Here is a 25,174-nt window from a genome sequence, read left to right as displayed (position 1 = left end):
TGCGAACGCCGCGGATTGCCCCAGCGTGTCGGGCGATGCAGGACTTCCTTGGTCCAGCGCCGCCAGCCGCTCGCGCATGGCCCGATTCTGCTTCAAGGGCGCGGCGAGCGGTAGCACTACCGTTTCCCGGCGGTCAGTTCGGAGCCGAGCTGGTTGCGCAGTGCCATGCGGCGAACCAGCGGGTGCCGGATCGGCAAGGTGGCGCCGCGGTAGACGCTCACCTCGTGGTCGAGCAGTGCTAAGTTGGTGCGAGTCCTTCTCCCGCCCATTGGAGTCGTCATGTCCGTTGCCTTTTTCGCCGGGTTGCCGGCTGCCGTGTCCCGCCGGGTGGCGTGCGGGGTCGTGGCCGTATTGATTGCGTTCGCGGTGGCTCCCCTGGGAGCGCAGCAAGTTCCGGGTGCCGGAGTGCCGCCGCCGCAAGACGTGCCGTACCCCGGCACGATCGCCATCCATGTCGATGCCGGCGACACTGCACGAGGGATCTTCCGCGTGCACGAGACGATTCCGGTGCAGCCCGGCGCCTTGACCCTGCTGTATCCGCAGTGGATTCCCGGCGACCACTCGCCGACCGGCCCGATCGCCATGCTTGCCGGCCTCGCGCTGAGCGCGAACGGCAAGCCGCTGGCGTGGAAGCGTGACGAGTACGACGTGTACGCGTTCCACCTCGACGTCCCCGCGGGGGTCGCCAGCATCGACGTGGAGTTCCAGTACCTGTCGCCCCGCGACGGCGGATTCGAGATGACCGACCGCATGATGGACATGGAATGGAGCAAGGTGGCGCTGTATCCGGCCGGCCATTTCACCCGCGGCATCACCTTCGCGCCCAGCCTGACGCTGCCGCACGGCTGGCAGCTCGGCAGTGCGCTGGAGCCGGCCTCGCAGTCGGGCGATACCACCACGTTCAGGCCGGTGACCTTCAACAACCTGGTCGACTCGCCGGTCTACGCCGGCCAGTACTTCAAGCGCGTCGATCTCACGCCGCCCGGCGGGGCGCCGGTGCACCTGGACGTCGTCGCCGACGCACCGAAGTACCTGGCCATGACGCCCGAACAGGTGAGGGTGCATCGTGCGCTGGCGGTGCAGGCGACCAGGCTGTTCGGCTCGCACCATTACGACCACTACGATTTCCTGTTCTCGCTGTCGGACCAGTTGGGCGGCAACGGCACGGAGCATCACCAGTCCAGCGAGGATGGCCTGGGCGCCGACTACTTCACCGCCTGGGACGACAACGCGCCCGGCCGCGACCTGCTGGCGCATGAGTACACCCATTCGTGGAACGGCAAGTTCCGCCGTCCGGCCGACCTGTGGACGCCCAACTTCAACGTGCCGATGGGCGATTCGCTGCTGTGGGTGTACGAGGGGCAGACGCAGTACTGGGGCTACGTGCTGACCGCGCGCGCCGGCCTGTGGACGCCCGAACAGTTCCGCGACGCGCTGGCGATGGTGGCGGCCAACTACGACCGCAACCGCGAGGGCTTCCGGTGGCGCACGCTCGAGGACACCACCAACGACCCGACCGCCGCACGCCGCTCGGGCCTGCCGTATCGCAGCTGGCAGATGAGCGAGGAGTACTACAGCGCCGGGCAGATGATGTGGCTGGAGGTGGACGCCAGGCTGCGCGCGCTGACCCACGACCGCAAGTCGCTGGACGATTTCGCGCGCGCGTTCTTCGGCGTCGACAACGGCAGCTACGTGACGAAAACCTACACCTTCGACGACGTGGTGGCCGCGTTGAACGGCGTGGCGAAGTACGACTGGGCGAGCTTCCTGCATGCGCACGTGGATACGCGCATGCCGCCGCTGCTGGACGGCATCGAGGGCACCGGCTGGAAGCTGGTCTACACCGACAAGGAGAGCGCCTACGAGAAGCAGTACAACAGCCGGCCGCAATCGTCGCGTCACCTGTACAACTTCGCCTGGTCGATCGGCCTGACCATGGCCAAGGGTGGCAAGATCAACGACGTGCGCTGGGAGGGGCCGGCGTTCAAGGCCGGGGTCAGCGCCGGCGCCACCCTCGTCGCGGTGAACGGCCATGACTACAGCGACGATGTGCTGAAAGACGCGATCACGGCGGCGAAAGGCAGCAAGGCGCCGATCCAGCTGCTGCTGAAATTCCAGGGCGCCTATCGCACGGTGCCGGTGGATTACCACGACGGCCTGCAGTATCCGCACCTGGTGCGCATCGAGGGTACGCCGGATTACCTCGGCGAGATCATTGCGGCGCGGAAGTAGGCGAGGGCCGGAACGGCGCGGGGGCCGACTCTGTATCTGTCCGGACGCCGGCTCAGCGCCGCGTCGCCAGCACGCCATCCAGCGCCGGTTGCGCCTTGAAGCCGGCGTGCTCCAGCCGCCTGGCCACCTCGCGCGGCACGTCGCGGCCGCTGGTGAGCTTGTTCGGGCTGCCGGTGTAGTGGAACAGCCGGCCGCCCTTGCGCAGCACGCGGGCCAACTGGTCGTAGAACGCCTGCGCGTACAGCTCGCCGGCGATGCCGAAGCGCGGCGGGTCGTGCAAGAGCGCGTCCACCGAGGCATCGGCGAGCTGCGCGATCGCCTGCGACACGTCGGCATGGGCGAGCTGCAGGCGGCCGCCGCTGGCAGGTGACTCGGGATCGGGCGACCACGGGTTGAGCGTGCGCAGCCACAGCACGTCGGCGTTCTTCTCGAACGAGTGGATGCGCGCGGCACCCGCTTCCAGGCAGCAGGCGGCGAAGTAGCCCAGCCCGCCGCAGGTATCCAGCACCACCTTGCCGCGTGGCTCGACCAGCGCCACCTTGCGGCGCGCGTCGTCCAGCGGCGACGCTTTCGCCGTGGGCAGCATCTTGATGCCGTCGATCTCGAACGTGGGTGCGCCCCATTCGGTGGGCACCAGCTTGATCAGCGAGCCGGCGTAGCGCACCACCGGCGCGAATGCGTCGCCGTCCCAGTAGTAGATCGTGCGGTCCTTCAGTGCGGACGGGTACGGGTAGCGCCGCTGCCGCCACAGCCAGGCGTCGGCCTGCAGCGAGGCTTCGCCGGTCGATGCCCCCAGATCCAGCGAGCCGCGCCATGCATCCGCGCCGGCGTCGCGCGCGGCCAGCAGCGAGGCGGCGACGGGGCGGGTGAGCAGGGGACCGGAGTAGTGCGGCACGGCGGGCTTTCCTGAAAACGACGGCGCAGCGAAGCAGCGGCATCGTAACCCGGCCGCTGCCCGGCGTGACGCAGGCGGGCTGGTCCGGCCGCCCTGCCTGCCGTCGTTTCCGCGCTACCCTTGCCGCTCCCGTCGCCGCTCCGAGGTGGAACATGGCCGTACTGGTCGGCTTTTCCGGCAGCCTGCGCAAAGGCTCGTTCAATACCGCGCTGCTGCACGCCGCGGGTGCGATGATGCCCGCCGGCAGCCGGCTGGAGATCATGTCGATCGCCGCGTTCCCGCTGTACAACGCCGACGACGAAGCCGCGCACGGTATTCCAGCCGAGGTCGCCGCGCTCAAGGAGGCGATTGCCGCCGCCGATGGCCTGCTGATCGCCACGCCCGAATACAACAACAGCATTCCCGGCGTGACCAAGAACGCGCTGGACTGGCTGACCCGCCCGCCGGCCGACATCCCGCGCGTGTTCGCCGGCAAGCCGGTGGCGCTGATGGGCGCCTCACCCGGCGGCTTCGGCACCATCCTGTCGCAGAACGCCTGGCTTCCGGTGCTGCGCACCATCGGTGCGGAGCTGTGGAGCGGCGGCCGCCTGCTGGTGTCGCGCGCGGGCAGCGTGTTCGATGCCGACGGCGCCATCGCCGATGCGCGCACCGACGAGCAGCTGCGCCAGTTCATGCAAGGCTTCGTCGCGTTCGCGCAGGGCGGATCGGCGGGGAATCCGTGAAAGCCGCGGTTGATTGACCAAACGCAGGAGGTGGTGCCTTGTCTGATGCAAATGACACGACCCGCGTGAGTCCGGCGCCGCGGATCACCGGCCGCAGCAGTTCGCATTTCACTCGCCTGGTGCGCGTGTTCGCGCAGGAGCTGGGCGTGGCCTGCGAGTTCGCCCCGGTCTACGACCTGGCGTCGCTCGAGGCGCGCGACTACGCGGGGAATCCCGCGCTCAAGCTGCCGGTACTCGCCATCGATGGGGCGACGGTGTTCGGCGCCGAGAACATCTGCCGCGTGCTGGCGGAATCCGCGCCCGAGCGCCGGCGCGTCGTCTGGCCCGAGGACGTGCGCGAGCTGCAGGCGCGCAATGTGCAGGAGCTCGTCTGGCACGCCATGCAGGCGCAGGTGCAGCTCAGCTTCGGCACGCAGATCGCACACCTGCCGGCGGACAGCATCTACTTCGCCAAGGCCGCCGCGGGATTGCGCAACACCTTGGCGTGGCTCGACGAGAGGCTGGTGGCGGTCATCGAGGCGCTGCCGCCGCGCGACCTCAGCCTGCTGGAGGCGTCGCTGTTCTGCCTGGTCGAGCATCTGGCCTTCCGCACCACCGTCCCGCTGGCGCCTTACGGCCAGCTCACGGCTTTCGCCCGCGAGTTCGGCCAGCGGGCGTCGGCGCGCAGCACGGCGTACCGCTTCGATGCGCCGCCCTCCGCGGGGGAGTGAACGGCCACGTTCCGATGGACGGCTGCTTCACGGAAATTTGCCGGCTCAGTTCGGTGCTTCGCGATACAACAGCCGTTTTCGTGCAGGGAGTGACGGCATGCTTCTCCACCGTTGCGGATTGCCGCCGCGAGGCGCGTCGCGGTTCGCGGCGACAGCGCCATGAACCGCCGCTTCGACGCGATCATTGTCGGCGCCGGCCAGGCCGGCCCGCCGCTGGCGAACCGGCTGACCCGGGCCGGCCGGTCGGTGGCGCTGGTCGAGCGCAAGCTGTTCGGCGGTACCTGCGTCAACACCGGCTGCATGCCGACCAAGACTCTGGTGGCCAGTGCGCGCGCCGCGCACATGGCCCGTCGCGCGGCCGATTTCGGCGTGGTGCTGACGGGCACGGTGGGCATCGACATGGCCAGGGTCAAGGCGCGTGCCGATACCGTCATCGCGAACGCGCGGCACGGCGTGCGCACGTGGCTGGACGGCATGGACGGCTGCACGGTGATCGAAGGCCATGCGCAGTTCGAGGACGCGCACACCCTGCGCGTGGGCGACGAACGGCTCGCCGCGCCGCAGATCTTCCTGAATGTCGGCGGCCGCGCGGCGGTGCCGGACATGCCCGGCCTGCACGGCATCCCGTACCTCACCAATACCTCGATCCTGGGCCTGGACCGCGTGCCGGCGCACCTGCTGATCGTCGGCGGCAGCTACATCGGGCTGGAGTACGCGCAGATGTACCGCCGCTTCGGCGCCCGCGTCACCGTGCTGGAAAAAGGCCCGCAGCTGATCGGGCGCGAGGACGCGGACGTGTCGACGGCGGTGCGCGGAATCCTGGAAGGCGAAGGCATCGACATCCGCACCGGCGTCGCCGAGCTCGCGTTCGCGGGCGCCGGCGAAACGCTCGCGGTGACGCTCGACGGCGAGCGGCTCGCCTGCAGCCACGTGCTGGTGGCGGTGGGGCGCGTGCCGAACACCGACGACCTCGGCCTCGACCAGGCCGGCGTGGCGACGGATGCGCGCGGCTACATCACCGTCGACGACGAGCTGCGCACCAACGTGCCCGGCATCTGGGCGCTGGGCGACTGCAACGGCCGCGGCGCGTTCACGCATACCGCGTACAACGACTTCGAGATGGTCGCGGCGGACCTGCTCGACGGCGAGCACCGCAAGCTCAGCGAACGCGTCAGCGGCTACGCGCTGTATATCGACCCGCCGCTGGGCCGCGTCGGCATCAACGAGGCGCAGGCGCGCGAGCGCGGCCGTCCGTTCCTGGTCGGCAAGCGGCCGATGAGCCGGGTCGGCCGCGCGGTGGAGAGGGACGAGACGCAGGGTTTTATGAAGGTGATCATCGACGCCGACACGAAGGCGATCCTCGGCGCCGCGATCCTCGGCATCGAGGGCGACGAGGCGATCCACGGCATCATCGACATGATGAGCGTGGACGCCACCGCCACGCAGCTGCAGCACACGGTGCCGATCCACCCGACCGTGTCGGAACTCCTTCCCACGCTGATCGCGGAAGTGCATGCGCCGGGCGGGTAGGGCGACGGGCCGGATGCACCGCCATCGCCCTGCAAGACCGGTCTTGTCCAAATCGCGGGACCCCACGCGTCATAGGCAAGGTGGAGCATGCTGCCCGCCGATCACCCGGAACGGAGAATCACGATGCAATATCTACTGATGCTGTATGCGGAGGAAGGCGGCTGGGCGCGCATGTCGCCGGCCGAACAGGAGCAAGGTGTCGCGGCTTACGGGGCCTATACGCAGGCGTTGAAGACGGCGGGCGCGCTGGTCGGCTCGAACCGCCTGCAGGGCACGACGACCGCGACCACCGTGCGCGTGGCGAGCGGCAAGTCGCAGGTGCTGGACGGCCCCTATGCGGACTCCAAGGAGCAACTGGCCGGCTACTACCTCATCGACGTCGCCGATCTGGATGCCGCGCTCGCCTGGGCGGCGCGCTGCCCGGCCGCGAGTCACGGCATTGTCGAAGTGCGGCCGATCTGGAGCATGTAGCTTGGATCGCACCGCGCAGGCACGTCGTGCGGCGGATGCGGTGGTCCGCCGCAGCTACGGCAAGCTCGTCGCCTTCCTGGCCGCTGCCCTGCATGACGTGGCAGCGGCTGAGGATGCCTTGTCCGAGGCGTTTGCCACGGCCCTGGCGGACTGGCCGCGCAACGGCTGCCCCGCGAATCCGGAAGCCTGGCTGCTGACCGTGGCCAGGCGCAAGGGGATCGACCGGTTCCGGCAGCATCGCAACGGCGAGGCGGCGGCCGTGCAGTTGCGCATCCTCGCCGAGATCGAGGAGAGCGCGGTGACGGAAGGGGACGATGCGGCCATCCCGGATCGGCGCCTCGCGCTGCTGTTTACCTGCGCGCATCCGGCCATCGACGCCGGCATCCGCGCGCCGCTGATGCTGCAGGTGGTGCTTGGGCTGGATGCGAAGGCGATCGCCGCGGCGTTCCTCGCCTCGCCGGAGGCGATGGGCAAGCGGCTGGGGCGGGCGAAGCAGAAGATCCGGCAGGCCGGCATCCCCTTTGTCGTGCCGACGCGCGACGAACTGGCCGGGCGGCTGGACGGCGTGCTGGAAGCCATCTACGCCGCCTTCGCCGAAGGCTGGAGCGATCCCGGCGGCACCGACGCGATCCGCCGCGACCTCACCGCGGAGGCGCTGTTCCTCGCCCGGCTGGTGGTCGAGCTGCTGCCGCAGGAGCCGGAAGCGCTGGGCCTGCTGGCCTGCATGCTGCACGCGGAAGCGCGCCGTGCCGCGCGCCGCTCGGCGACGGGCGACTACGTGCCGCTGGCCGAACAGGATGTCGCGCGGTGGGATGCGGCGATGATCGACGAAGCCGAGGCGCTGCTGCTGCGCGCCAGCCGGCTGGGCCGTATCGGCCGCTACCAGCTCGAAGCCGCGCTGCAGTCGGCGCATGTCGAGCGTCGCCGCAGCGGCCGCACCGACTGGGCGCCGGAGGTGCAGCTCTACGACGCGCTGCTGGCGCTGTGCGACTCGCCGGTGGTCGCGCTCAACCGCGCGCTGGCCATCGCGGAAGTGCAGGGTCCGCAGGCCGCGCTCGCGCTCGTCGACGCGCTCGCCGCTAATGGCCGGCTCGTCGATTATCAGCCCTACTGGGCGGCGCGAGCGGCGCTGCTGGCCCGGACGCACGCCTGCCGCGAGGCGCGGCAGGCCTACGACATCGCGATCGGCCTCGCCGCCGATCCCGCCGTGCGCCGCTTCCTGCAGGATCGCCAGGCCGCGTTGCCGCACTGAGCCTGGTGCGCTGCGAAGAGAGCGCGAGGGAGGTCAGGCGTTTCCCCGCCGCGTCTTTTCCGCGGCTTCGCCGGTTTTTCCGATCGCGCCGCACTCGACCGCCTGCTGCAGCCGCTGCACCTCTTCGAGTATGCCCATGAAGCGGCGGCCGAACGGCGTCAGCCGGTATTCCACCTCGACCGGCGGCTTCTCGCCGTGCACGGTGCGGTGCATGATGCCGAAGCGGGTCATCTTGCGCAGGCGCTCGTTCATCACCTTGGCGGAGAGCCCCGTGCAGGCGCGCAGCAGCGCGCTGGGGCGATGGTTTCCTTCCGCGCAGAGCTGCAGCAGCCGGATCGACCATTTGCAGCCGACGATGCTTTCGACCATCGATGCGACGGGAACAGGCGCGGGAGCGGCGTTCGCCGTGTCCGGCCGCCTGCTGGTCGCGGGTTCGTGTTCGCCCATGTCGTAACCACCTTACCGAAAAGTGCCTTCCTGACGCGCGCCGGTGCCGTCGCTAGAGTCCGTGGCCACGGAGCGCAGGCCCGCGCCCCGAACCCGGCGCAACCAGAGGAGCCAAGACATGAAAGAAACCCATGCCATTCCCGGATACACCTTCGGCACCGGTGCGATCGCGCGTTCACCGGTGACGCTCGGCGACTTCGAGCTGATGAAGAAGAGCATCCTGTTCGACGACGAGGACGTCAAGTATCTGCGCCTTTCGCGCGGCATCGTGGCGGATCAGGTCGAGGCGATCCTCGACGTCTGGTACGGCTTCGTCGGTTCGCAGCCGCACCTGCTGGCGTCCTTCACCGGCCGGGCCGACGGCAAGCCGCTGGGCGATTATCTCGGCGCCGTGCGCAAGCGCTTCGGCCAATGGATCCTCGACACGGCCGCCGCCGAGTATGACCAGCGCTGGCTCGACTACCAGCACGAGATCGGCCTGCGCCACCACCGCGCAAAGAAGAACCGCACCGACGGCGCCGCCTCGACCGCCATCGTGCCGTTCCGCGACCTGTTTGCGCTGATCTACCCGGTGACGTTCACGCTCAGGCCGTTCCTCGCCAGCAAGGGACACACCGCCGACGAAGTGGAGAAGATGTACGCTGCGTGGCTGAAGTCGTGCCTGCTGCAGATGACGCTGTGGACCTACCCGTACGTCAAGGACGGAGATTTCTGATGAAACCCGAAGCGGCTCCCGAGTGGCGCACCAGCGCCTGGCTGAACACTCCCGAGCCGCTGAGCGTGGCCCACTTTCGCGGGCGCGTGGTACTGCTGCACGCCTTCCAGATGCTCTGCCCGGGCTGCGTGGCGCACGGCATCCCGCAGGCGCAACGCGTGGCGAAGCTGTTCGAGGGTGCGCCGCTGGCGGTGGTCGGCCTGCACACGGTGTTCGAGCATCATGCGGCGATGGGGCCGGAGTCGTTGCGCGCGTTCCTGCACGAGTATCGCGTGGGCTTCCCGGTCGGCATCGACGCGCCCGGCCCGGACGGCGATCCGATTCCGCGCACCATGCGCGCCTACGCCATGCAGGGCACGCCGACCGCGATCCTGATCGACGCGCAGGGGCGCCTGCGCAACCAGGTGTTCGGCCAGTACGACGACCTGCTGCTCGGCGCGGAGATCGGCGCGCTGCTGGTCGAGGCGGGGCAGCAACGCCTCGAGGCGACGGGCGTTGCGTCGGCGGCGGGGCATTGCGCCGATGGCCGTTGCGAGGCGGATGCCGGGGCATCAGGGCAGAACCCGCTTTCGTAGGAATGCGCCGGATACGCTCCTGCGGCGGCAGGTGTCGATCCGGCGCGGAGCCGTTCGTCGCCATGGCAGGAGCACGTTGGGCGGGCCGGCGTGGCCCTGCCGCGTGGCTCTGCCGTAAACCCACAGGAGAGTGAGGACGATGCGATTCCTTTCAATGATCAGGATCAACGAGAACTGCGGACTGCAGCCCAGCGAGCAGCTGATGAGCGATATGGGCAAGCTGCTGGAAGAAGTGACCCAAGCCGGGGTCATGCTCGACACCGCGGGGCTCAGGCCGACTTCGGAAGGCGTCCGCGTGCGGCTTTCGCACGGCAAGATCAGCGTAGTCGATGGTCCGTTCACCGAAGCGAAGGAAGTGATCGGCGGTTACGCGGTGATGGAGACGAAGTCGATGGAAGAGGCGATCCACTGGACCGAGCGCTTTCTGAAAGTCCACGGCGACGAGTGGGACATCACGTGCGAAGTACGTCAGCTGGAGACACATCCCTCGAGTTGAAGACGCGGCTCGCCTGGCGGATTGCCCGGCACATCAAGCGTCACGCGTCCGGGTCGGCAGAAATCTGCTGCCGACCCGACGCAAGCATCAGGTCGGGTAGTCGAGCTTCGGGTACCAGTCCGTGCCGCGGCCTTCCGGCGTGCAGTCCAGGATGGTCCACAACGGCATCAGGTCCGGCGCGCCGCGCGGGTCCTGGCCGGGGTCGGCGCTCTCGAAGCCCATCTCGCCGCTCCAGAAGTGGCGGATCGTGCCGTCACGGCGGGTGAACACGTTGAAGGCAGCCTGGTCGCCGTCGCCGCCGTCCGGGTCGACGGCGAAGTAGTCGCGGCTGTAGGCGCCGTCGACATCCGAGTACAGCCGCAGGTCGCGCCAGCCGCGTTCGTTCTTGAACGCGACCAGGCGCTCGATCGGCGAACGCGCCACCACGGCCAGCGCCACGCACTGGGCCACGTCGCGCGCCTCGCCGTCCCACGCGCCCAGCAGCGAGGTGCACATCGGGCAGGGCCGCGCGCGCTGCGGGCCGAACATGTAGCTGTAGACCACCAGGGTCTGCCTGTCGCCGAACAGGCCGGCGAAATCGACCGGCCCGTGTTCGCCGCGGAAGCGGTAGTCGCCGGTCACCTCGCCGCCGGGCGGCAGTGCGCGGCGCAGCTCGGCGACACGCTCGACGTGCCGGCGCAGCTCGATCTCCTCGGCCAGCAAGGCGGTGCGCGCGCGGCGGTAGCCATCACCTTCGTTGGGGAAGCGCATGGGGTTGCGCGCAGCGAGCTCGGCGGCGGGCACAAGGGTGGGGGCAGGGCTCATTACGGTTCTCCTGGGCTCGGGACTACCTGGATGACGAACGGGCGCCGGCGACATCGACATCGCGTGGCGGCGCTGCTGACACAAAGCTGTCAGCAGCACCACGCCAGAGTGCGCGCACCTTCCGTCATCGAGTTCGCCCATGTCGTCAACCGGCCTCACCCTGTACGCCAGCCGCGCCGGCTTCGGCCTGCCCGACACCAGCCCGTTCGTGCTCAAGACCGAGGTGCAGCTGAAGATGGCCGGGTTGGCCTACGGCTGCGTCTCGACGATTCCGCCGCAGGCGCCGAACGGCAAGCTGCCCTTCATCGACGACCATGGCGAGGTGGTCGGCGATTCCACTTTCATCCGTGCGCACATCGAGCGCAGGTACGGCGTGGACCTGGATGCCGGGCTGGACGCGCGGCAGCGGGCGCAGGCCTGGGCGATCGAACGCCTGCTGGAGGATCACCTGTACTTCGCGATGGTCTGGTTCCGCTGGATCGATCCGGACAGCTTCGCCAAGGGGCCGGCGCACTTCGTCGACGATGCGCCCGAGGCGCAGCGGGCGCCATTGCGCCGCGACATGCAGGCACGCAAGTTCGCCGAACTGCACGCGCAGGGGCTGGGCCGGCATGCGCCGGGAAAGATCGCCGAACTGGGCACGCGCTCGATCGACGCGCTGGCCGAACTGCTCGGCAACAGGCCGTACTTCATGGGGGCATCGGCCAGTGCCGTGGACGCCACCGCCTTCGGCATGCTCGCCTGCACCGCCACGCCGTTCTTCGACACGCCGCTGCGCCGGGCGGTGGAAGCGCAGCCGAACCTGGTGGCCTATGTCGCGCGGATGATGCAGCGCTTCTACCCCGAACATGCCTGGGGCTGAGCGTGGCCTGCGGCGTGGCGCTCAGCCCGGCGCGGGCCGGTTCCGGCGCACCCGCTGCGCCACCGGCACCAGTGCGAGCAGCGCCACGACCGCGAAACAGGCGCCGGCGAGGAAGGTGGCGTGCGAGCCGAACGCATCCCACAACTCGCCGGCCACCACGCTGGCCGCCAGCAGGGCCAGTCCGCTCACCAGATTGAACACGCCGTACGCAGTGCCGCGCAGGTTGGCCGGCGCGGCGTCGGCGACCAGCGCGGCCAGCAGGCCCTGGGTCATGCCCATGTGCAGGCCCCACAGCGTCACGCCCAGCGCCAGCCCGGCCAGCCCGCCGACAAAGGCCAGCGCCAGGTCCGACGCCACCAGTACCAGCACACCCAGCCCGAGCAGCGCCCCGCGGTCGAAGCGGTCAGCCAGCACGCCGACCGGGTAGGACGACAGCGCGTACACCACGTTCATCACCACCAGCACCAGCGGGATCAGCACCAGCCCCAGCCCCAGTTCCTGCGCGCGCAACACCAGGAAGGCCTCGCTGAAACGGGCCAGGGTGAACACCGCGGCGATCGCCACCACGCCCCAGTACAGCGGCGGCAGGCGTGCCAGCTCGGCGCGCGACCATGGCGCGCGCGCGGGTTTTCCCTCCTTGTCGCCCCGCGCGTCGCGTACGCCGAACACCACCAGCGCGAACGCGGCGAAGCCCGGCAGCACCGCGAACCAGAACACCAGCGGAATGTTGTCGGCGGTCAGCCACATCAGCATGATCGCCAGCGCGGGGCCGAGGAACGCACCGGTCGTGTCGAGCGACTGGCGCAGGCCGAACGAGGCGCCGCGCAGTTCGGCCGGTGCCAGGTCGGCGATCAGCGCATCGCGTGGCGCACCGCGAATGCCCTTGCCGATGCGGTCCACGAAACGTGCGGCGACCACCCAGTCGAGCGTGCCCGCCAGTGGAAAGACCGGCTTGGTGAATGCGGCCAGGCCGTAGCCGATCGCCACCAGCAGCTTGCGTCGGCCCAGCCAGTCCGACAGCGCGCCGGAGAACACCTTGGTGATCGCCGCGGTGGCTTCGGCGATGCCTTCGATGAAGCCGACCGCGAGCGCCGAGGCGCCGAGCACGTCGACCAGGTACACCGGCAGCAGCGCGTGGATCATCTCCGAGGAGGTGTCCATCAGCATCGAGACCAGGCCGAGTGCCCAGATGCCGGCCGGGATCCGGCGCAGCACGGAAGGCGTTTTCGCCGTGGCGCTGCCGGATGCTTCCGTGGGCTGGTTCATGGCGGCGCTTTCCGGGGTGGCGCGGTCAGGCCGTGCAGTGGCCTGGCAGGGTGTAGCTCAGATTGTAACTGTGCTTGGCGCCGGCGAGGGTGATCGTCATCGCGCCGTCCAGGCCGGCCAGCTCGCCCGTGCCGGAGCCGGGCACCACCGCCACGCTCCACTCCTGCGGCGTGCCGTCGACCATCAGCGCGCGGTGCACCAGCACGAAACTGCCGCTGCGGCCGTGCAGCTTGCCGCTGACTTTTTCCAGCGCCACGTAGGCGCCGGAAATGGTGCCGTCGCCCGCCGCCAGCATCTCGCCCTGGCTGGTGGCGTCGAGGTCGCCATGGAACTGCTTGTCCAGCGACAGGCGGCCGAGGCCGGAGGCCCTGGCCTGGGGGTTGTCGGGGGTCTGCGGTTGTATCTTGACGTTGAAGTTGCCGGCGGCGTGCATGGGAACGGGCTCCGTGGGGGTTCGTGCAAGGGCTGCCGAAGGCAGGGAAGCCGCGACGGCGAGCAGGAACAGCATCGTGTCCTTCGTGGGAAACTCCTGCGTGGTGTCGCGTGCCGACATGAGAGCACGGCTGGAGCATCGATGATTGTAAAAACGCGACAGGCCGGTGCCATCTGCCGCGGGTGGCGCCAATGAACGAGGGCGTCGGCGAGGCTCGCGGCGTGCTGCGCCATGCGCCGGTGGCGGGCGTGTTCCATCATGCGCGTATCGCGCCACCGCCCGCACTGGCCGGCGTGGTGCAGCACTACTGGATCGTGCGCTGGGACCTGCAGGACGGCCCGCCGCAGCTGCGCGAAACCCTGCCGCACCCGAACGTACACCTGGTGTGCGAAGCCGGCGGCAGCCGCATCCACGGCATTCACACCGACCGTTTCAGCACCACGCTGGAAGGGCGCGGCGGCGTGTTCGGCGTGAAGTTCCGTCCCGGCGGGTTCCGCGGCTTCCTGCGGCAGCCGGTGTCCGCATTGCGCAACCGATCGATCCCGCCGCAACAGGTGTTCGGCGAGAATGCGGCGCGGCTGGAGGCGATCCTGCACGCGCAGCCGCACGACGAACGCATGGTGACGCTGGCCAGCGACTTCCTCGCCGCCCGCCTGCCGCCGCCCGATGCGCAGGCGCTGCGCGTGGGCGAAGTGGTGGACGCCATCGCCACGGATCGCAGCATCCGTACCCTCGACGACGTGACCTCGCGCTGGCCGCTGACTCCGCGCACGCTGCAGCGATGGTTCAACCAGTACGTAGGCATCGGCCCGAAGTGGGTGATCAACCGCTACCGCATGCACGAAGCGCTGCAGCGTGTCGATGCCGGTGACGCGGTGGACTGGTTGCGGCTGGCGCTGGAGCTGGGCTACTTCGACCAGGCGCATTTCATCCGCGACTTCAGGGCGCTGGTGGGGTGTCCGCCGGCGGAATATGCACGGCGGGGGCGGGCGGGCTGAGGCTGGCGCGACGCGGTATCGGCCGGGGATGCCGGTTTCCTGCCGTGCTACCTTGCGGGGCGTGGCGGTCCGAAGGTCCCGCGTGCGCATCACGGAAGCGGCACGCCGACCCCGGCTTTCGGTCGGCATACGGGAACCGGCATGCACTTCGACCTCTTTACGCTCGGCGTCATCGGCGCGGCCATCGGCATCGCCATCTCGATAAGTTTCACCCTGCTCGGGCTGGTGCTGCGCGGCCTGCCGGCGCTGCGCATCTGGGCCACCGCGTTCTGGGTCATAACCGCCGCCGCGCTTACCCAGGGGCTGAACGAAAACGGCAGCCTGCTCTCCACGGTCGTGGGCGGCGGCCTGATCGCGCTGGCCAACGCGCTGATGCTGATGGGCATCGCCATCCACCTGCGCTACCCGCTGCGCTGGCGCTGGCCGCTGGCGGTGGTGGGTCTGTTCGTCGCCTGCCAGGTCGACGTTTACCTGTCGCCGCCGACGCAGACGGTCTCGGCGCTGATGTTCGGCGGCTACAGCGTGGTCTGGGACGCGTGGATGGTCTGGGTGCTGCTGTGGCGCTCGCCGCGGGACATGCGCAGCACCTGCAGCTTCACCGCGCTGATCTTCATCATCGACGCGCTGTTCTACCTGCTGCGTTCGGTGGTGGTGCTGTTTCCGCAACTGCTCGCGCACTCGCCGCTCGACGAACTGCTCACTACCTGGAATTACCTGTTCGGCATCCTGTCCTCGTTCCTGCTGAGCACCGGGTTCACCCTGATGCTGGCCGAGCGGCTGACCCTGGACCTGCGCCGGCTGGCGCGTACCGACGGGCTCACCGGCCTGCTCAATCGCAGCGCGCTGATCGAGGCGGGCGCCCGCCTGGTGGACGCCTGTCGCGCGCGCGGGCAGGGCTGCAGCGTGCTGATGTTCGACCTGGACCACTTCAAGTCAATCAACGACAACTGGGGCCACGCCGCGGGCGACGCGGTGCTCATCCATTTCGTCGCGGTGATCCGCAGCGTGGGACTGCCGCGCGGCACCCTGTTCGCGCGCTACGGAGGCGAGGAGTTCATGCTGTTGCTGCCCGCCATCGAGCCTGCGCGTGCCGCCGCGCTCGCCGAGCGCATGCGCACCGCCGTGGCGGCGGCACCGGCGGTGTTCGAAGGCAGCCGCATCGACATCACCACCAGTGTGGGCGGGGCCACTGCCGTCGACGCGAACGTCGAGCAATTGGTGAATGCCGCCGATGTCGCGCTGTATCGGGCCAAGCACCAGGGCCGCAATCAGGTGGCGTGGAATTCCGAGGCGTAAAGAGAGCCGGGCATGGATGGGGCGGCTTCCCACCCCGGAAACGCAAAACCGCCTCCCTCTCTCCCCATGTGCCTGCACCCGATCCGGCAGCCACGGCATTTTCGCACCCGTTACACCCGCACTTTTGCCTGTGTAACTGATACAGCCTCAAAAGTGTCGGATAACACGGCTGCTTGTACCCGCATCGATGACGGTGCTGCCGCGCAAGATCCTGATCCGTTTTAGGAATCGTCGGCTTGTGCGGTCAGGATCGGAGCCGCATACTCGGTGCAACACCCCACTTTTGGGGTCTACTAAGCGTTAGATGTGGGGGTTTTCGTGCGCACTTTTATGCTTTTCTTTATGGCAGCTCTCCTACTTTGCACTGCGGCGCAAGCTACGCAGCCTTATTCTGAGCAGTTTTCCGCCAAGTTCAAGGCAGCGGTAGACAATGCAATGAGCCAACCGACTGCTGATGGCCGGACTCGGCTTCTAACGGAGGCCATGCGCGGCGGGACCGACAGCGAAGTGTTTTTTGTCTTTCCGCTGCTTTTTCCTCGCAGGGTCATAGATGCTGCTCAAAATACGCATGTATGCGTTGTTGAGATCTCGTCTTCAATCAATAACGGCAAAGCGTACTTGGCTACCGCTCCGGCTGAGCAGGAAGATTTTCCTCGCGCGCAGGCAAAGAAAATTCGCTCTGACACAGATCGCCTGATCATGTGTCTTGACCAATACTATGCCAATGGCCAGTTGCGAATTCCTTCGCAATCATCTAACTGATCGTTCAAGGCGGACGGCTTCGCCGCCGCTTAACTCCAGCGTTAGGCAGCAAACATGGAAGGTTCTCGCAATCACATCTGCCAACTCCTCGACCAGCTCGTGGGCGCGCTTTCCTCGCCACTGACAGGCGCGGCTCGCGCGGATGGATGGACCGAGGTTGTCCAAGCCAAGTGGCTTCACGTCTTCCAGGACATGCGCGCGTCAGTCGCCTCTGGCCGTAGCATCCCAAAGGCATCTATCTCGCGCGCTTTGGATCATGACGGGGTCGTTGCCGGTCCTGTGCTCGAAATGGCGGCAACGCTTAGCAATCTAGTTCGTCAGGCAGGCACCTCGCATGCCTAACATCTCGTTCAAGGCGGACGGCTTCGCCGCCGCTTAACTCAAGCGTTAGGCCTCAAGAGCTAAATGACGTCCTTGGTCATCCATCGATGGGTTCCTGAACAGAGCTGGGCAGGTCCCAACAGCTGGCCGCTCGCTGCCTTCTGCGCTCGCATCCAACAATGCACGTCCCTGCGTGGCACGGAACTAAAGCGAGTCGCTCGCCGTGTCATGAAGCGGGAGCCCGTGACCCTGGAGCTTGTCAGTGTCGAGTCGGCAGGGGCTCTGTTGCACACCCTTGAGTCACTCGGTGCGCAGGTAACGGTTCAATAGGCAGGCCTTCGCAAGCCTAACCACTCGTTCAAGGCGGACGGCTTCGCCGCCGCTTAACTCCAGCGTTGAGGCTGTAGAAAAAGCCCTTTCCACGGATGGATAGACGGCCAAAATGACAGCCGTTGCATCACGTCACTCAACGGCGTGGTTTCTTGGGGTTTCGCGTTACGGGTTGCCCGGCTTGATCTGACGCGATGGGTGGGCGTCCCAGGCGCCCATGGCGCGCCTTGTGCCGCTCAGGCCGCCTTGCGGTAGTTCGCCCACTTCTCGATGTTGTGGACCAGCGCGAACAGCTTCCATTGGCCGTCCACCTTCGCTTGGCCGCGAAGGGTGAAGCGATTGAGCCGCTTGTTGGCGCGCACGTTGCCGAAGACCGGCTCGACGGTAGCGAAGCGTCGTCCATACTGCTCGCGTCCCCACGCGCTGTCGATGCGCTCGCGCATGCGCTGGCTATGGGTTGGCCCGGCTTTGCGGGTGAGCACGGCAACTTGCCGTGAGCGTGTGGTTTCGGGTTTTCGCAAGCACTTCGCACGCAGTGGGCAGTCCTTGCAAGCACCGTCGGGAGCGCGGAACTTGATCGCGGCATAGCCGCCAATGGTGCAGTCCTTGCCGTTGCGATGCAGGCGTTTGCCGGCCGGACAGATCACATGCGACTGGTCCGGCGCGATGATGAAGTCCTCGCTGCCGAACAGCCGCGGCTTGCCGGGGGTGCGCGACTTGTCGTGCAACGGATCGGGCTTGGCCAGGCGCTCGTCCTGCCCGGCGAAGCGTTCGTCGCGCCGGCGCATCGCGTGGTCGGCGATCAGGGCGTCAATGCCCTGGTCGGCCAACGCGGCGAGGTTGGCTTCGCTGTGATAGCCGGCATCGGCGGTGATCAGCGTCGATGCGGTGCGCTGCTCGGCGCAGGCGTCCAGTACGGGCAACAACAATTCCTGTTCGGCGCCGGTGCCGTGAGCCGAAGCCTCGACGATAACCTGGTGCCTGGCATCGACCACGGCCACGCCGCAATAGCCCTGGATCACGCCCTTGTCGGTGGCCAGCTTGGCCGATTCGTTATCGGTGCGATTGGACTTGCGGACCTTGCCGCGCGAACCGGGCCGATCTTGCGGATGATCGGCCAGCCATTGGCGGATCTTCGTTGCCTCGCGAGTAAGGCGCTCGATGCGTTCGGCGGCCTTGGCATCCCGCACGTCTTCGGCCGCGCCGGCATCGTTGGCCTGGTGACGTTCCAACATCGTGGTGGCCGCGCGCTCCATCTTCTGTGCCTGCGCAAGGAACTCCGCGCGCGTACCGGAGCGGTGTTTGGACGCGTTGGAAGGCAGCTTCACGCCATCGATGGCGAACATCTGGCGCCCGATCAGACCCTCGCCGTCGAGCAACGTCAGCACCTGGGCAAAGACGGTCGCGATCGCCCCGCGCGAGCGGCTGACGAAGTCCGCGATGGTGGTGAAGTGTGGCTTGGCGTCGCCGGTCAGGGCGATGAACAGCACGTTGTCGCGGCAGGCGCGCTCGATCGAGCGGGAGCTCACCATGCCTTGGGAATACGCCAGCAGCACGGCCTTGAGCAGCATCGTCGGCGCATGGGCCGGCGCGCCGCTGTCGTCATTGCGGTAATGCGCATCGAAGGCGGACAGATCCAGCTGATCGACCAGATGGTGCACGGCATGGGCAAATGATCCCGGCACCAGCTGCGCCTGCAGATCCACCGGCAACAGCCGCGGACTCATATCGATATGCCGGTAGCGTGCCATGCCGCCCCCTTGTTCACGTGGGGCTATTGAAGCAGGATGGGCGGAGGTTTTTCTACAACCTCGTTAGGCGTCCTGATGGGAGCTTCGGAATGTCTGGTGTAGGAGGAACTAGCCCCAAGACAAGAACGCAGCGCGTCGTGTGGGGGATCGCTTTTTCCGTCTTCGCCGCCTTCGTCGTATATGTCGTGCTCTACAATCTGTAGGTCGCTGTGCGCAGACATAGCCGGCTATCCTGCATTTTGTCCAACCAAAGGCTTATCCTCGCCACGGATGCCTAACACCTCATTCGAGGCGGACGGCTCCGCCGCCGCTCAATTCCAGCGTTAGGGCCCTAATTCAAGGATATCGCAACGTGCAGACAGGATTTCGAGTTCACAACGGTACCGAAATCGAGCAGATTGAGCCCGCAAGAATTGTAGAGTTGGCACGTCTATATGAACTTGATCTGCTAGCACCTGGCAGGTATAGCTCCCTTTTTATCGTAAATCTTTACCTACTAGACAAGGTGAGCGGCGTCGATCCCCATCAGGTGATTTCAGAAATCAAACATCTGGAGGGTCTTGGCCCTTCCCTACAGACAAAGGAAGCAACTGAGTTCAAGGGAAGCGTGCTAAAGGGCCTATGGCACAAGCACTTCTTGCCCATACTCCCAAGCACTTTTGCTCACAACATCATTAATCACTTCGGCAAGAATGGGCTTGAAAAGCTCGTGAATAACGTTTTTGATTCGGCTCAGAGTGATGTTGTAACGAGCGAAATGGTCAGGGAACTCTCCCGTCGGGTGGTCGAGGAATCCATTGTTGACCGTGGCTCAGCCGGCAAGTTGACCGGTGAATGGATCATTTTCGCCAAAGAGAATGGTCAAAATTACTACCTGAGTATTTCGCCACATGCGAGTGGTGATGAGAACATTGCAGCAAACCTGAAGGGCGGCTGCTCACATGAATTTCCATTCATCGCAAAGTACGTGCCCTAACAATTCATTCAAGCCGAAGCCGCTTCGCGGCTCGGCTTAATTCAGGTGTTAGCCGGCAAGGGAAGTTCGCGGCCATGATTCGGCAGATCGTCTTGGCTATTCTGGCAATCGGTTGCGCTGCTTGTAGTCATCGCGATCTTCGTGGCTCAGTTTCGCGCTCGCCAGATGGCCTCACCTATCTGATCCTCGCCGATGACAATGGTGGTCAATGTGGCCCGCTGACAGTCGATGGCAAGATTTGGCCTCACCCCATCGGTGCGCGTGGTCAAATAGAGCCCGGATATCATGTCATCAAATGCGGTGGGGAAATTTCATTTTCCATTCCCGCGCAAAGCATCTTCAAGTTCGACTATTGGGGTCCGTAGCACGTCGGCGCGCTGTACGCCTACTCCCGCGGCCTGCCGGCGAAGCCGCGCGGGCAGGGTTAGCGGTTGCCGGCGGGAAGGTGGCGCGTGGCGCGCCGCGTGGATGCCGCGGGCGCTTTTCTGTATGTTGACCCCTTCCCATCGCCAAGGCGCGCCGCATGACCGCATCGCTGGAACACCCCGAGCACCTGAGGCGCAGCCTTTCCAACCGGCACCTGCAGCTGATCGCCATCGGCGGCGCGATCGGTACCGGCCTGTTCATGGGTTCGGGCAAGACGATCAGCCTGGCCGGGCCGTCGATCCTGCTGGTCTACCTGATCATCGGCGTGATGCTGTTCTTCGTGATGCGGGCGATGGGCGAGCTGCTGCTGTCCAACCTCGAGTACAAGTCCTTCATCGACTTCTCCACCGACCTGCTCGGGCCGTGGGCCGGCTTCTTCTGCGGCTGGACCTACTGGTTCTGCTGGGTCATCACCGCGATCGCCGACGTGATCGCGATCGCCGCCTATGCGCAGTTCTGGTTCCCCGGGCTGGCACCGTGGATTCCCGCGGTGCTGTGCGTACTGCTGCTGCTCAGCCTGAACCTGGTCACGGTGAAGCTGTTCGGCGAGCTGGAGTTCTGGTTCGCGCTGATCAAGATCGTGGCGATCGTCGCGCTGATCGCGACCGGCTTCGCGCTGGTTGCCTGGGGCTTCACCTCGCCGAGCGGGCACAAGGCTTCGCTGGCCAACCTGTGGAGTGACGGCGGGTTCTTCCCGAAGGGCCTCAGCGGTTTCTTCGCCGGCTTCCAGATCGCGGTGTTCGCCTTCGTCGGCATCGAGCTGGTCGGCACCACCGCGGCCGAGACGGCCGACCCGAAGCGCAACCTGCCCAAGGCGATCAACTCGATCCCGGTGCGCATCATCATCTTCTACGTGCTGGCCCTGATCGCGATCATGGTGGTGACGCCGTGGCGCCTGGTGGAAGCGGGCAAGAGCCCGTTCGTGGAACTGTTCGTGCTGGCCGGCATCCCGGCCGCGGCCAGCCTGATCAACTTCGTGGTGTTGACCTCGGCCACCTCCTCGGCCAACAGCGGCATCTTCTCCACCAGCCGCATGCTGTACGGCCTGGCCGAGGAGCAGCATGCGCCGAAGACGTTCGCGCGGCTGTCGCGCGCGGCGGTGCCGTCGCTGGGCCTGCTGTTCTCCTGCTTCTGCCTGCTGCTGGGCGCGGCGATGATCTACCTGATCCCCGACCTGATCACCGCGTTCACCCTGATTACCACGCTGTCCGCGGTGCTGTTCATGTTCGTGTGGTCGCTGATCCTGTTCGGCTATATCGCCTACCGGCGCCAGCGGCCGCAGTTGCATCAGGCGTCGATCTACAAGATGCCCGGCGGCGTATTCATGTGCTGGGCCTGCCTGGCGTTCTTCGTGTTCGTGCTGGTGCTGCTGAGCCTGCAGCCGGATACGCGCGAGGCGCTGATCGCCAGCCCGGTGTGGTTCGTGCTGCTGGGCATCGGCTACCTGTGGAAGGGACGCCGGGCACGCCGTGGCGTGGCCCTGCCGGCCGAGTAGGGCGTCTTCGGCTCAATCGCGCTCGGGCGCGCCGAGCGGGAAGTAGGAGCGGTACGGCCGCGCCTCGTCCACCGCGCGGGCGAACGAGGGCCGCGCCAGCAGGCGTTGCCGATAGGCGATGACGTTGCTGCAAGTTGCCGGGATGCGGTGGGTCCAGTCGGCGTAGAACAGCGCGGGCGCGGCGGCGCAGTCGGCGAGGCTGAAGTCGCCACCGGTAGCCCAGGTGCGGCCGGCGAGCTTGCGGTCGAGCCAGGCGTAGGCGGTGTCGAGCATGGCACGCGCTTCCCGGACGCCGTAGGGGTCGCGGTCGGCGGCGGGGCGCAGGCTGTCGAACACGATCTTCTGCTGCGGCGTCTGCAGGTAGTTGTCGAAGAAGCGATCCAGCAGGCGCGCCTCGAGCGCGGCGCCGGCGTCGGCGGGCATCAGGCGCACCGGGCCGGGGTGATGCTGGCCAAGGTATTCGATGATGATGCTCGACTCCATCACCGTGCGTTCGCCGTCGCGCAGCAGGGGCATGCGGCGGATCGGCCACAGCGCGGTGAACTCGGCGCTGGTGGCCGCGTCGTCCGGCGTGAGCACCCGCCATTCGAACGCCGTGCCGTTCTCGTACAGCGCGATCAGCACCTTCTGGCAATAGGAGGAGAACGGGTGGGCGTAGAGCTGGAGCGGCATGGCGGATCGCCTTTTGCAGGAGGTTGTCCATGCGACGAATGGATGCTGACTGGATCGACATGGCCGGCCCCGCGCTTGACCGGGGTCAAGGCGGCTGGTGGCGCCGGTGCCGAATATCGGTGTGGACGACACCGTGACAGTGTCCATGAATCGAGGAAATCCAATGGAATTCCATATTGCCCTGACCGAAGCCGCCCCCGATCCTGCCGTCGTGCAGGACGCGTTGTTCAATGTCGACCCCACCGCGGTGGCCGACCTGGACATGAGCGGCCTGGTGATGCGCGTATCCGCCTCGGCGACGGCGGCGGACCTGATCGAGGTGCTGCGCCAGGTTGGCTGGACGGTAGCGCCGAAGCAGGTGGTACAGCTGCCGTCGATCTGCTGCGGCGGTTGCGGCGGCTGACGGGGCAACCGCCGGCGGTTTCCCCGCCGGCATCGGCACGAGCCGGTGTCGCAACCCGTTGCTTGCCGACGATCATCTCCAGGAGCGTTCTGCCCATGTCGTTCGACATCGTGGTCATCGGCGCCGGCCCGGCCGGCTTGTGTTTCACCCGTTCGTTGGCCGGCAGCGGCCTGCGCATCGCGCTGGTGGAGCGGCAGGAAGAGTCCGCGCTGGCCGCGCCGGCCGACGACGGCCGCGAGATCGCGATCACCCATCGTTCGCAGCGCCTGCTGCGCGAACTGGGCCTGTGGACGCGTCTGCGCAAGGAGGAGGTCGGCACCCTGCGCGACGCGATGGTACTCGACGGCGACGACCACGCCGGCCTGATGTTCCGCCACGATGAAGCAGGCACCGACCAGCTCGGCTGGCTGCTGTCGAACCACGCGATCCGTCGCGTCGCGTATGAGGAGGTGATGACGCTGCCCGAGGTCGAGCGCATCACCGGCGCGCGGGTCGGCGCGGTGCGCACCAGCGCCGCCGGCGCCGAGGTCGACCTCGACAACGGCGACACCTTGCGCGCGCAGCTGGTGGTGGCGGCGGACAGCCGCTTCTCCGAGACGCGCCGCGCGATGGGCATCGGTGCGCAGATGCGCGACTTCGGCAAGACCATGCTGGTGCTGCGCATGCGCCACCAGGTGCCGCACGAGCAGGTGGCGTGGGAGTGGTTCGGCCACGGTCAGACCCTGGCCCTGCTGCCGCTGCACGATGCGCACACCTCGTCGGTGGTGCTGACGCTGACCCCGCCGGCGATGCGCGAGCTGCTGGCGCTGGACGATGCGGCGCTGGAAGCGGCCATGGCCGAACGCTTCGGGCACCGGCTGGGCAGCATGGCCGTGGCCGGCCCGCGCTGTGCCTACCCGCTGGTGGGCGTGTACGCGCAGCGCTTCGTGGCCGAGCGCTTCGCGCTGATCGGCGACGCCGCGGTGGGCATGCACCCGGTCACCGCGCACGGCTTCAACTTCGGCCTGCTCGGGCAGGACCTGCTGGCGCGCGAGCTGCGCGCCGCGCAGGCCGCCGGCCAGTCCATCGCCGCGCCGGCGCTGCTGGCGCGCTACGAGCGCCGGCTGCGGCTGGCCACGCGCCCGCTGTACCTGGCCACCAACGCCCTGGCCGGCCTGTACACCGACGACCGCCGCCCGGCGCGCGTGTTGCGCAAGCTGGCACTGGGCGCCGGCGCGCGGCTCTCGCCGTTCCGGCGGCTGGTGATGTCCGGCCTCACTGCCGAGCACGGCGGCATGCCCGCGCCGTTGCGGCTGCTGCGCCGGCCACGGCCGGCCTGACGATCAGTCCCGGCGGTTTCCCTGGACGACCAGGGTGGCGCTCATGCCGGCGGCGAGCACCGCGCCGCGCGGGATCGACGACGCGTCGATGCGCACGCGCACCGGCACGCGCTGGGCCAGGCGGATCCAGTTGAAGGTGGGTTCGACCTGGGCGAGCAGGTTGTCGCTGGCAGGGCTGGCGCCGTCGGCGATGCCCACCGCGACGCTGTCGACGCGGCCGCGCAGGCGCACGCCGCCGGCCATCAGGCGGATGTCGACCGGATCGCCGACGTGCACCTGCGGCAGCTTGGTTTCCTCGAAGTAGCCATAGATCCAGATGTCGTCGCGCCGGACCAGGGCCATGCGCGGCTTGCCTGCCTCGGCGAAGTCGCCGGCGCGCACGTCGAGGTTGGTGATGCTGCCGTCGCTGGGCGCGCGCACTTCGGTGCGGGCCAGGTCGAGCTGCGCGCGCTCCAGCGCGATGCGCGCCTGGCGCACCGCGACAACCGCGCGCCGCTGGCTGGCACTGGCGGCGCTGCGCCCCGCCTGCGCCTGACGCCAGCTGGCCCGGGCGGCCTCGGCGGCGGCAGAGGCATCGTCGCGCGCCTCGCGCGAGATCACGTCGCCCAGCCGGTCGCGGCGTTGCGCCTGCAGGCGGCGCATCGCGGCCTCGGCCTCGCTGGCCTGCGCGCCGGCGGCAGCGGCCGAGGTGTTCGCGCCGGCGGCCGCCGCGGCGGCTTCGGCGGCGGCGAGGTCGGCTTCGGCCTGGTCGGCGATCAGCTGGTAGCGGTCGCGGTCCACCACGAACAGCAGGTCACCCTTCTTCACCGGCTGGTTGTCCTTCACCGCGACGCGGGTGATCAGGCCGGAGACATCCGGCGCGATGCGCACCACTTCGGCGCGGATGCGCGCGTCGCGGGTCCACGGCGACGACATGTAGTGTTGCCAGGCGATGTACGCGGCCGCCGTCGCCAGCAGGACCATCGCGGCGGTAAAGCCGGCACGGATCAGGGTTGCACTTCTCATGACAGGGATA

General features: G+C 67.7%; 27 protein-coding genes. 18 read left to right on the top strand and 9 right to left on the bottom strand.

Annotation, left to right across the window (positions count from 1 at the left end; all coding sequences use genetic code 11):
* Nucleotides 1-116 precede the first annotated feature (116 nt).
* Nucleotides 117-281: a hypothetical protein gene (locus tag R2APBS1_RS20160; RefSeq protein ID WP_157769745.1), complete on the bottom strand. Its 165-nt coding sequence runs from the start codon at nt 279-281 to the stop codon at nt 117-119.
* Here R2APBS1_RS20160 and R2APBS1_RS12260 point away from each other — a divergent pair.
* Nucleotides 280-2,232 (top strand): M61 family metallopeptidase, encoded by a 1,953-nt coding sequence (locus R2APBS1_RS12260; protein WP_015448148.1) that lies wholly within the window; start codon nt 280-282, stop codon nt 2,230-2,232. The genes R2APBS1_RS20160 and R2APBS1_RS12260 overlap by 2 nt on opposite strands.
* 52 nt (nt 2,233-2,284) lie before the next feature.
* Here R2APBS1_RS12260 and R2APBS1_RS12255 read toward each other — a convergent pair whose 3' ends face one another.
* Nucleotides 2,285-3,127 (bottom strand): class I SAM-dependent methyltransferase, encoded by an 843-nt coding sequence (locus R2APBS1_RS12255; protein ID WP_015448147.1) that lies wholly within the window; start codon nt 3,125-3,127, stop codon nt 2,285-2,287.
* Between the two features lie 152 nt (nt 3,128-3,279).
* Between R2APBS1_RS12255 and R2APBS1_RS12250 the strand changes: the two genes are divergently transcribed.
* The 5 genes from R2APBS1_RS12250 to R2APBS1_RS12230 all read left to right on the top strand — a co-directional run bounded on the left by R2APBS1_RS12250 (nt 3,280) and on the right by R2APBS1_RS12230 (nt 7,812).
* Nucleotides 3,280-3,849: an NADPH-dependent FMN reductase gene (locus R2APBS1_RS12250; protein ID WP_015448146.1), complete on the top strand. Its 570-nt coding sequence runs from the start codon at nt 3,280-3,282 to the stop codon at nt 3,847-3,849.
* A gap of 38 nt (nt 3,850-3,887) precedes the next feature.
* Nucleotides 3,888-4,559 carry a glutathione S-transferase family protein gene (locus tag R2APBS1_RS12245; RefSeq protein ID WP_015448145.1) on the top strand — a complete coding sequence of 224 codons (672 nt, stop codon included), beginning with the start codon at nt 3,888-3,890 and terminating at the stop codon, nt 4,557-4,559.
* Between the two features lie 159 nt (nt 4,560-4,718).
* A complete protein-coding gene (locus R2APBS1_RS12240) occupies nt 4,719-6,089 on the top strand; it encodes an FAD-containing oxidoreductase (protein WP_015448144.1) in 1,371 nt (456 codons plus the stop codon).
* Nucleotides 6,090-6,176: 87 nt separating this feature from the next.
* A complete protein-coding gene (locus R2APBS1_RS12235) occupies nt 6,177-6,560 on the top strand; it encodes a YciI family protein (protein WP_236127020.1) in 384 nt (127 codons plus the stop codon).
* Between the two features lies 1 nt (nt 6,561).
* On the top strand, nt 6,562-7,812 hold the full coding sequence (locus R2APBS1_RS12230) for an RNA polymerase sigma factor (RefSeq protein WP_015448142.1): 1,251 nt from the start codon (nt 6,562-6,564) through the stop codon (nt 7,810-7,812).
* Nucleotides 7,813-7,845: 33 nt separating this feature from the next.
* On the opposite strand, the gene R2APBS1_RS12225 is transcribed toward R2APBS1_RS12230, so the two are convergent.
* Complete coding sequence (locus R2APBS1_RS12225; protein ID WP_015448141.1) at nt 7,846-8,259, bottom strand: winged helix-turn-helix transcriptional regulator; 414 nt, start codon at nt 8,257-8,259, stop codon at nt 7,846-7,848.
* 118 nt (nt 8,260-8,377) lie between these two features.
* Between R2APBS1_RS12225 and R2APBS1_RS12220 the strand changes: the two genes are divergently transcribed.
* The 3 genes from R2APBS1_RS12220 (at nt 8,378) to R2APBS1_RS12210 (ending at nt 10,045) form a co-directional block, all read left to right on the top strand.
* On the top strand, nt 8,378-8,974 hold the full coding sequence (locus tag R2APBS1_RS12220) for a protoglobin domain-containing protein (RefSeq protein ID WP_007511802.1): 597 nt from the start codon (nt 8,378-8,380) through the stop codon (nt 8,972-8,974).
* The gene (locus R2APBS1_RS12215) at nt 8,974-9,549 is read left to right on the top strand and encodes a thioredoxin domain-containing protein (protein WP_015448140.1); all 576 of its coding nucleotides are present in this window, start codon (nt 8,974-8,976) and stop codon (nt 9,547-9,549) included. The genes R2APBS1_RS12220 and R2APBS1_RS12215 overlap by 1 nt, the downstream gene beginning before the upstream one ends.
* Before the next feature lie 154 nt (nt 9,550-9,703).
* Nucleotides 9,704-10,045, top strand: a complete 342-nt coding sequence (locus R2APBS1_RS12210) for a YciI family protein (RefSeq protein WP_007511798.1) — start codon at nt 9,704-9,706, stop codon at nt 10,043-10,045.
* Nucleotides 10,046-10,132: 87 nt separating this feature from the next.
* Here the strand turns inward: R2APBS1_RS12210 and R2APBS1_RS12205 are convergent, their stop codons facing one another.
* Nucleotides 10,133-10,849: a DUF899 family protein gene (locus R2APBS1_RS12205; RefSeq protein ID WP_015448138.1), complete on the bottom strand. Its 717-nt coding sequence runs from the start codon at nt 10,847-10,849 to the stop codon at nt 10,133-10,135.
* Between the two features lie 139 nt (nt 10,850-10,988).
* Here R2APBS1_RS12205 and R2APBS1_RS12200 point away from each other — a divergent pair, with 139 nt between their 5' ends.
* A complete protein-coding gene (locus R2APBS1_RS12200) occupies nt 10,989-11,711 on the top strand; it encodes a glutathione S-transferase family protein (RefSeq protein WP_015448137.1) in 723 nt (240 codons plus the stop codon).
* A 21-nt stretch (nt 11,712-11,732) separates the two neighbouring features.
* On the opposite strand, the gene R2APBS1_RS12195 is transcribed toward R2APBS1_RS12200, so the two are convergent.
* A complete protein-coding gene (locus R2APBS1_RS12195; RefSeq protein WP_015448136.1) occupies nt 11,733-12,977 on the bottom strand; it encodes an MFS transporter in 1,245 nt (414 codons plus the stop codon).
* Nucleotides 12,978-13,002: 25 nt separating this feature from the next.
* Nucleotides 13,003-13,410, bottom strand: coding sequence for a DUF3224 domain-containing protein (locus tag R2APBS1_RS12190; protein ID WP_015448135.1), 408 nt, complete (start codon nt 13,408-13,410; stop codon nt 13,003-13,005).
* A 191-nt stretch (nt 13,411-13,601) separates the two neighbouring features.
* Between R2APBS1_RS12190 and R2APBS1_RS12185 the strand changes: the two genes are divergently transcribed.
* From R2APBS1_RS12185 to R2APBS1_RS20155, 3 genes are all read left to right on the top strand, one after another.
* Complete coding sequence (locus tag R2APBS1_RS12185; protein WP_015448134.1) at nt 13,602-14,408, top strand: helix-turn-helix domain-containing protein; 807 nt, start codon at nt 13,602-13,604, stop codon at nt 14,406-14,408.
* Nucleotides 14,409-14,549: 141 nt separating this feature from the next.
* Nucleotides 14,550-15,704, top strand: a complete 1,155-nt coding sequence (locus R2APBS1_RS12180; protein WP_015448133.1) for a GGDEF domain-containing protein — start codon at nt 14,550-14,552, stop codon at nt 15,702-15,704.
* 318 nt (nt 15,705-16,022) lie between these two features.
* Nucleotides 16,023-16,466, top strand: a complete 444-nt coding sequence (locus tag R2APBS1_RS20155) for a hypothetical protein (protein ID WP_155950238.1) — start codon at nt 16,023-16,025, stop codon at nt 16,464-16,466.
* An 887-nt stretch (nt 16,467-17,353) separates the two neighbouring features.
* Here the strand turns inward: R2APBS1_RS20155 and R2APBS1_RS12175 are convergent.
* Complete coding sequence (locus tag R2APBS1_RS12175) at nt 17,354-18,868, bottom strand: IS1182 family transposase (RefSeq protein WP_015448132.1); 1,515 nt, start codon at nt 18,866-18,868, stop codon at nt 17,354-17,356.
* Between the two features lie 352 nt (nt 18,869-19,220).
* Between R2APBS1_RS12175 and R2APBS1_RS20150 the strand changes: the two genes are divergently transcribed.
* From R2APBS1_RS20150 to cycA, 3 genes are all read left to right on the top strand, one after another.
* Nucleotides 19,221-19,844, top strand: a complete 624-nt coding sequence (locus tag R2APBS1_RS20150) for a hypothetical protein (protein WP_015448131.1) — start codon at nt 19,221-19,223, stop codon at nt 19,842-19,844.
* A 74-nt stretch (nt 19,845-19,918) separates the two neighbouring features.
* Nucleotides 19,919-20,209: a hypothetical protein gene (locus R2APBS1_RS19715; RefSeq protein WP_015448130.1), complete on the top strand. Its 291-nt coding sequence runs from the start codon at nt 19,919-19,921 to the stop codon at nt 20,207-20,209.
* A gap of 158 nt (nt 20,210-20,367) precedes the next feature.
* Nucleotides 20,368-21,765 carry a D-serine/D-alanine/glycine transporter gene (gene cycA, locus R2APBS1_RS12170; RefSeq protein WP_015448129.1) on the top strand — a complete coding sequence of 466 codons (1,398 nt, stop codon included), beginning with the start codon at nt 20,368-20,370 and terminating at the stop codon, nt 21,763-21,765.
* A gap of 12 nt (nt 21,766-21,777) precedes the next feature.
* Here the strand turns inward: cycA and R2APBS1_RS12165 are convergent, their stop codons facing one another.
* On the bottom strand, nt 21,778-22,437 hold the full coding sequence (locus tag R2APBS1_RS12165; RefSeq protein ID WP_015448128.1) for a glutathione S-transferase family protein: 660 nt from the start codon (nt 22,435-22,437) through the stop codon (nt 21,778-21,780).
* A 163-nt stretch (nt 22,438-22,600) separates the two neighbouring features.
* On the opposite strand from R2APBS1_RS12165, the gene R2APBS1_RS12160 reads away from it, so the two are divergent.
* Complete coding sequence (locus R2APBS1_RS12160; protein ID WP_007514864.1) at nt 22,601-22,840, top strand: hypothetical protein; 240 nt, start codon at nt 22,601-22,603, stop codon at nt 22,838-22,840.
* A 95-nt stretch (nt 22,841-22,935) separates the two neighbouring features.
* Nucleotides 22,936-24,159: a 5-demethoxyubiquinol-8 5-hydroxylase UbiM gene (ubiM, locus tag R2APBS1_RS12155; protein ID WP_015448127.1), complete on the top strand. Its 1,224-nt coding sequence runs from the start codon at nt 22,936-22,938 to the stop codon at nt 24,157-24,159.
* Between the two features lie 3 nt (nt 24,160-24,162).
* Here ubiM and R2APBS1_RS12150 read toward each other — a convergent pair whose 3' ends face one another.
* Nucleotides 24,163-25,164: an HlyD family secretion protein gene (locus tag R2APBS1_RS12150; protein ID WP_015448126.1), complete on the bottom strand. Its 1,002-nt coding sequence runs from the start codon at nt 25,162-25,164 to the stop codon at nt 24,163-24,165.
* Between the last annotated feature and the right edge of the window lie 10 nt (nt 25,165-25,174).

The organism is Rhodanobacter denitrificans (assembly GCF_000230695.2).
GTDB classification, from domain to species: Bacteria; Pseudomonadota; Gammaproteobacteria; order Xanthomonadales; family Rhodanobacteraceae; genus Rhodanobacter; species Rhodanobacter denitrificans.
The sequence above is the reverse complement of the archived record's forward strand: the minus strand, read 5'-3'. Positions and strand labels throughout refer to the sequence as shown.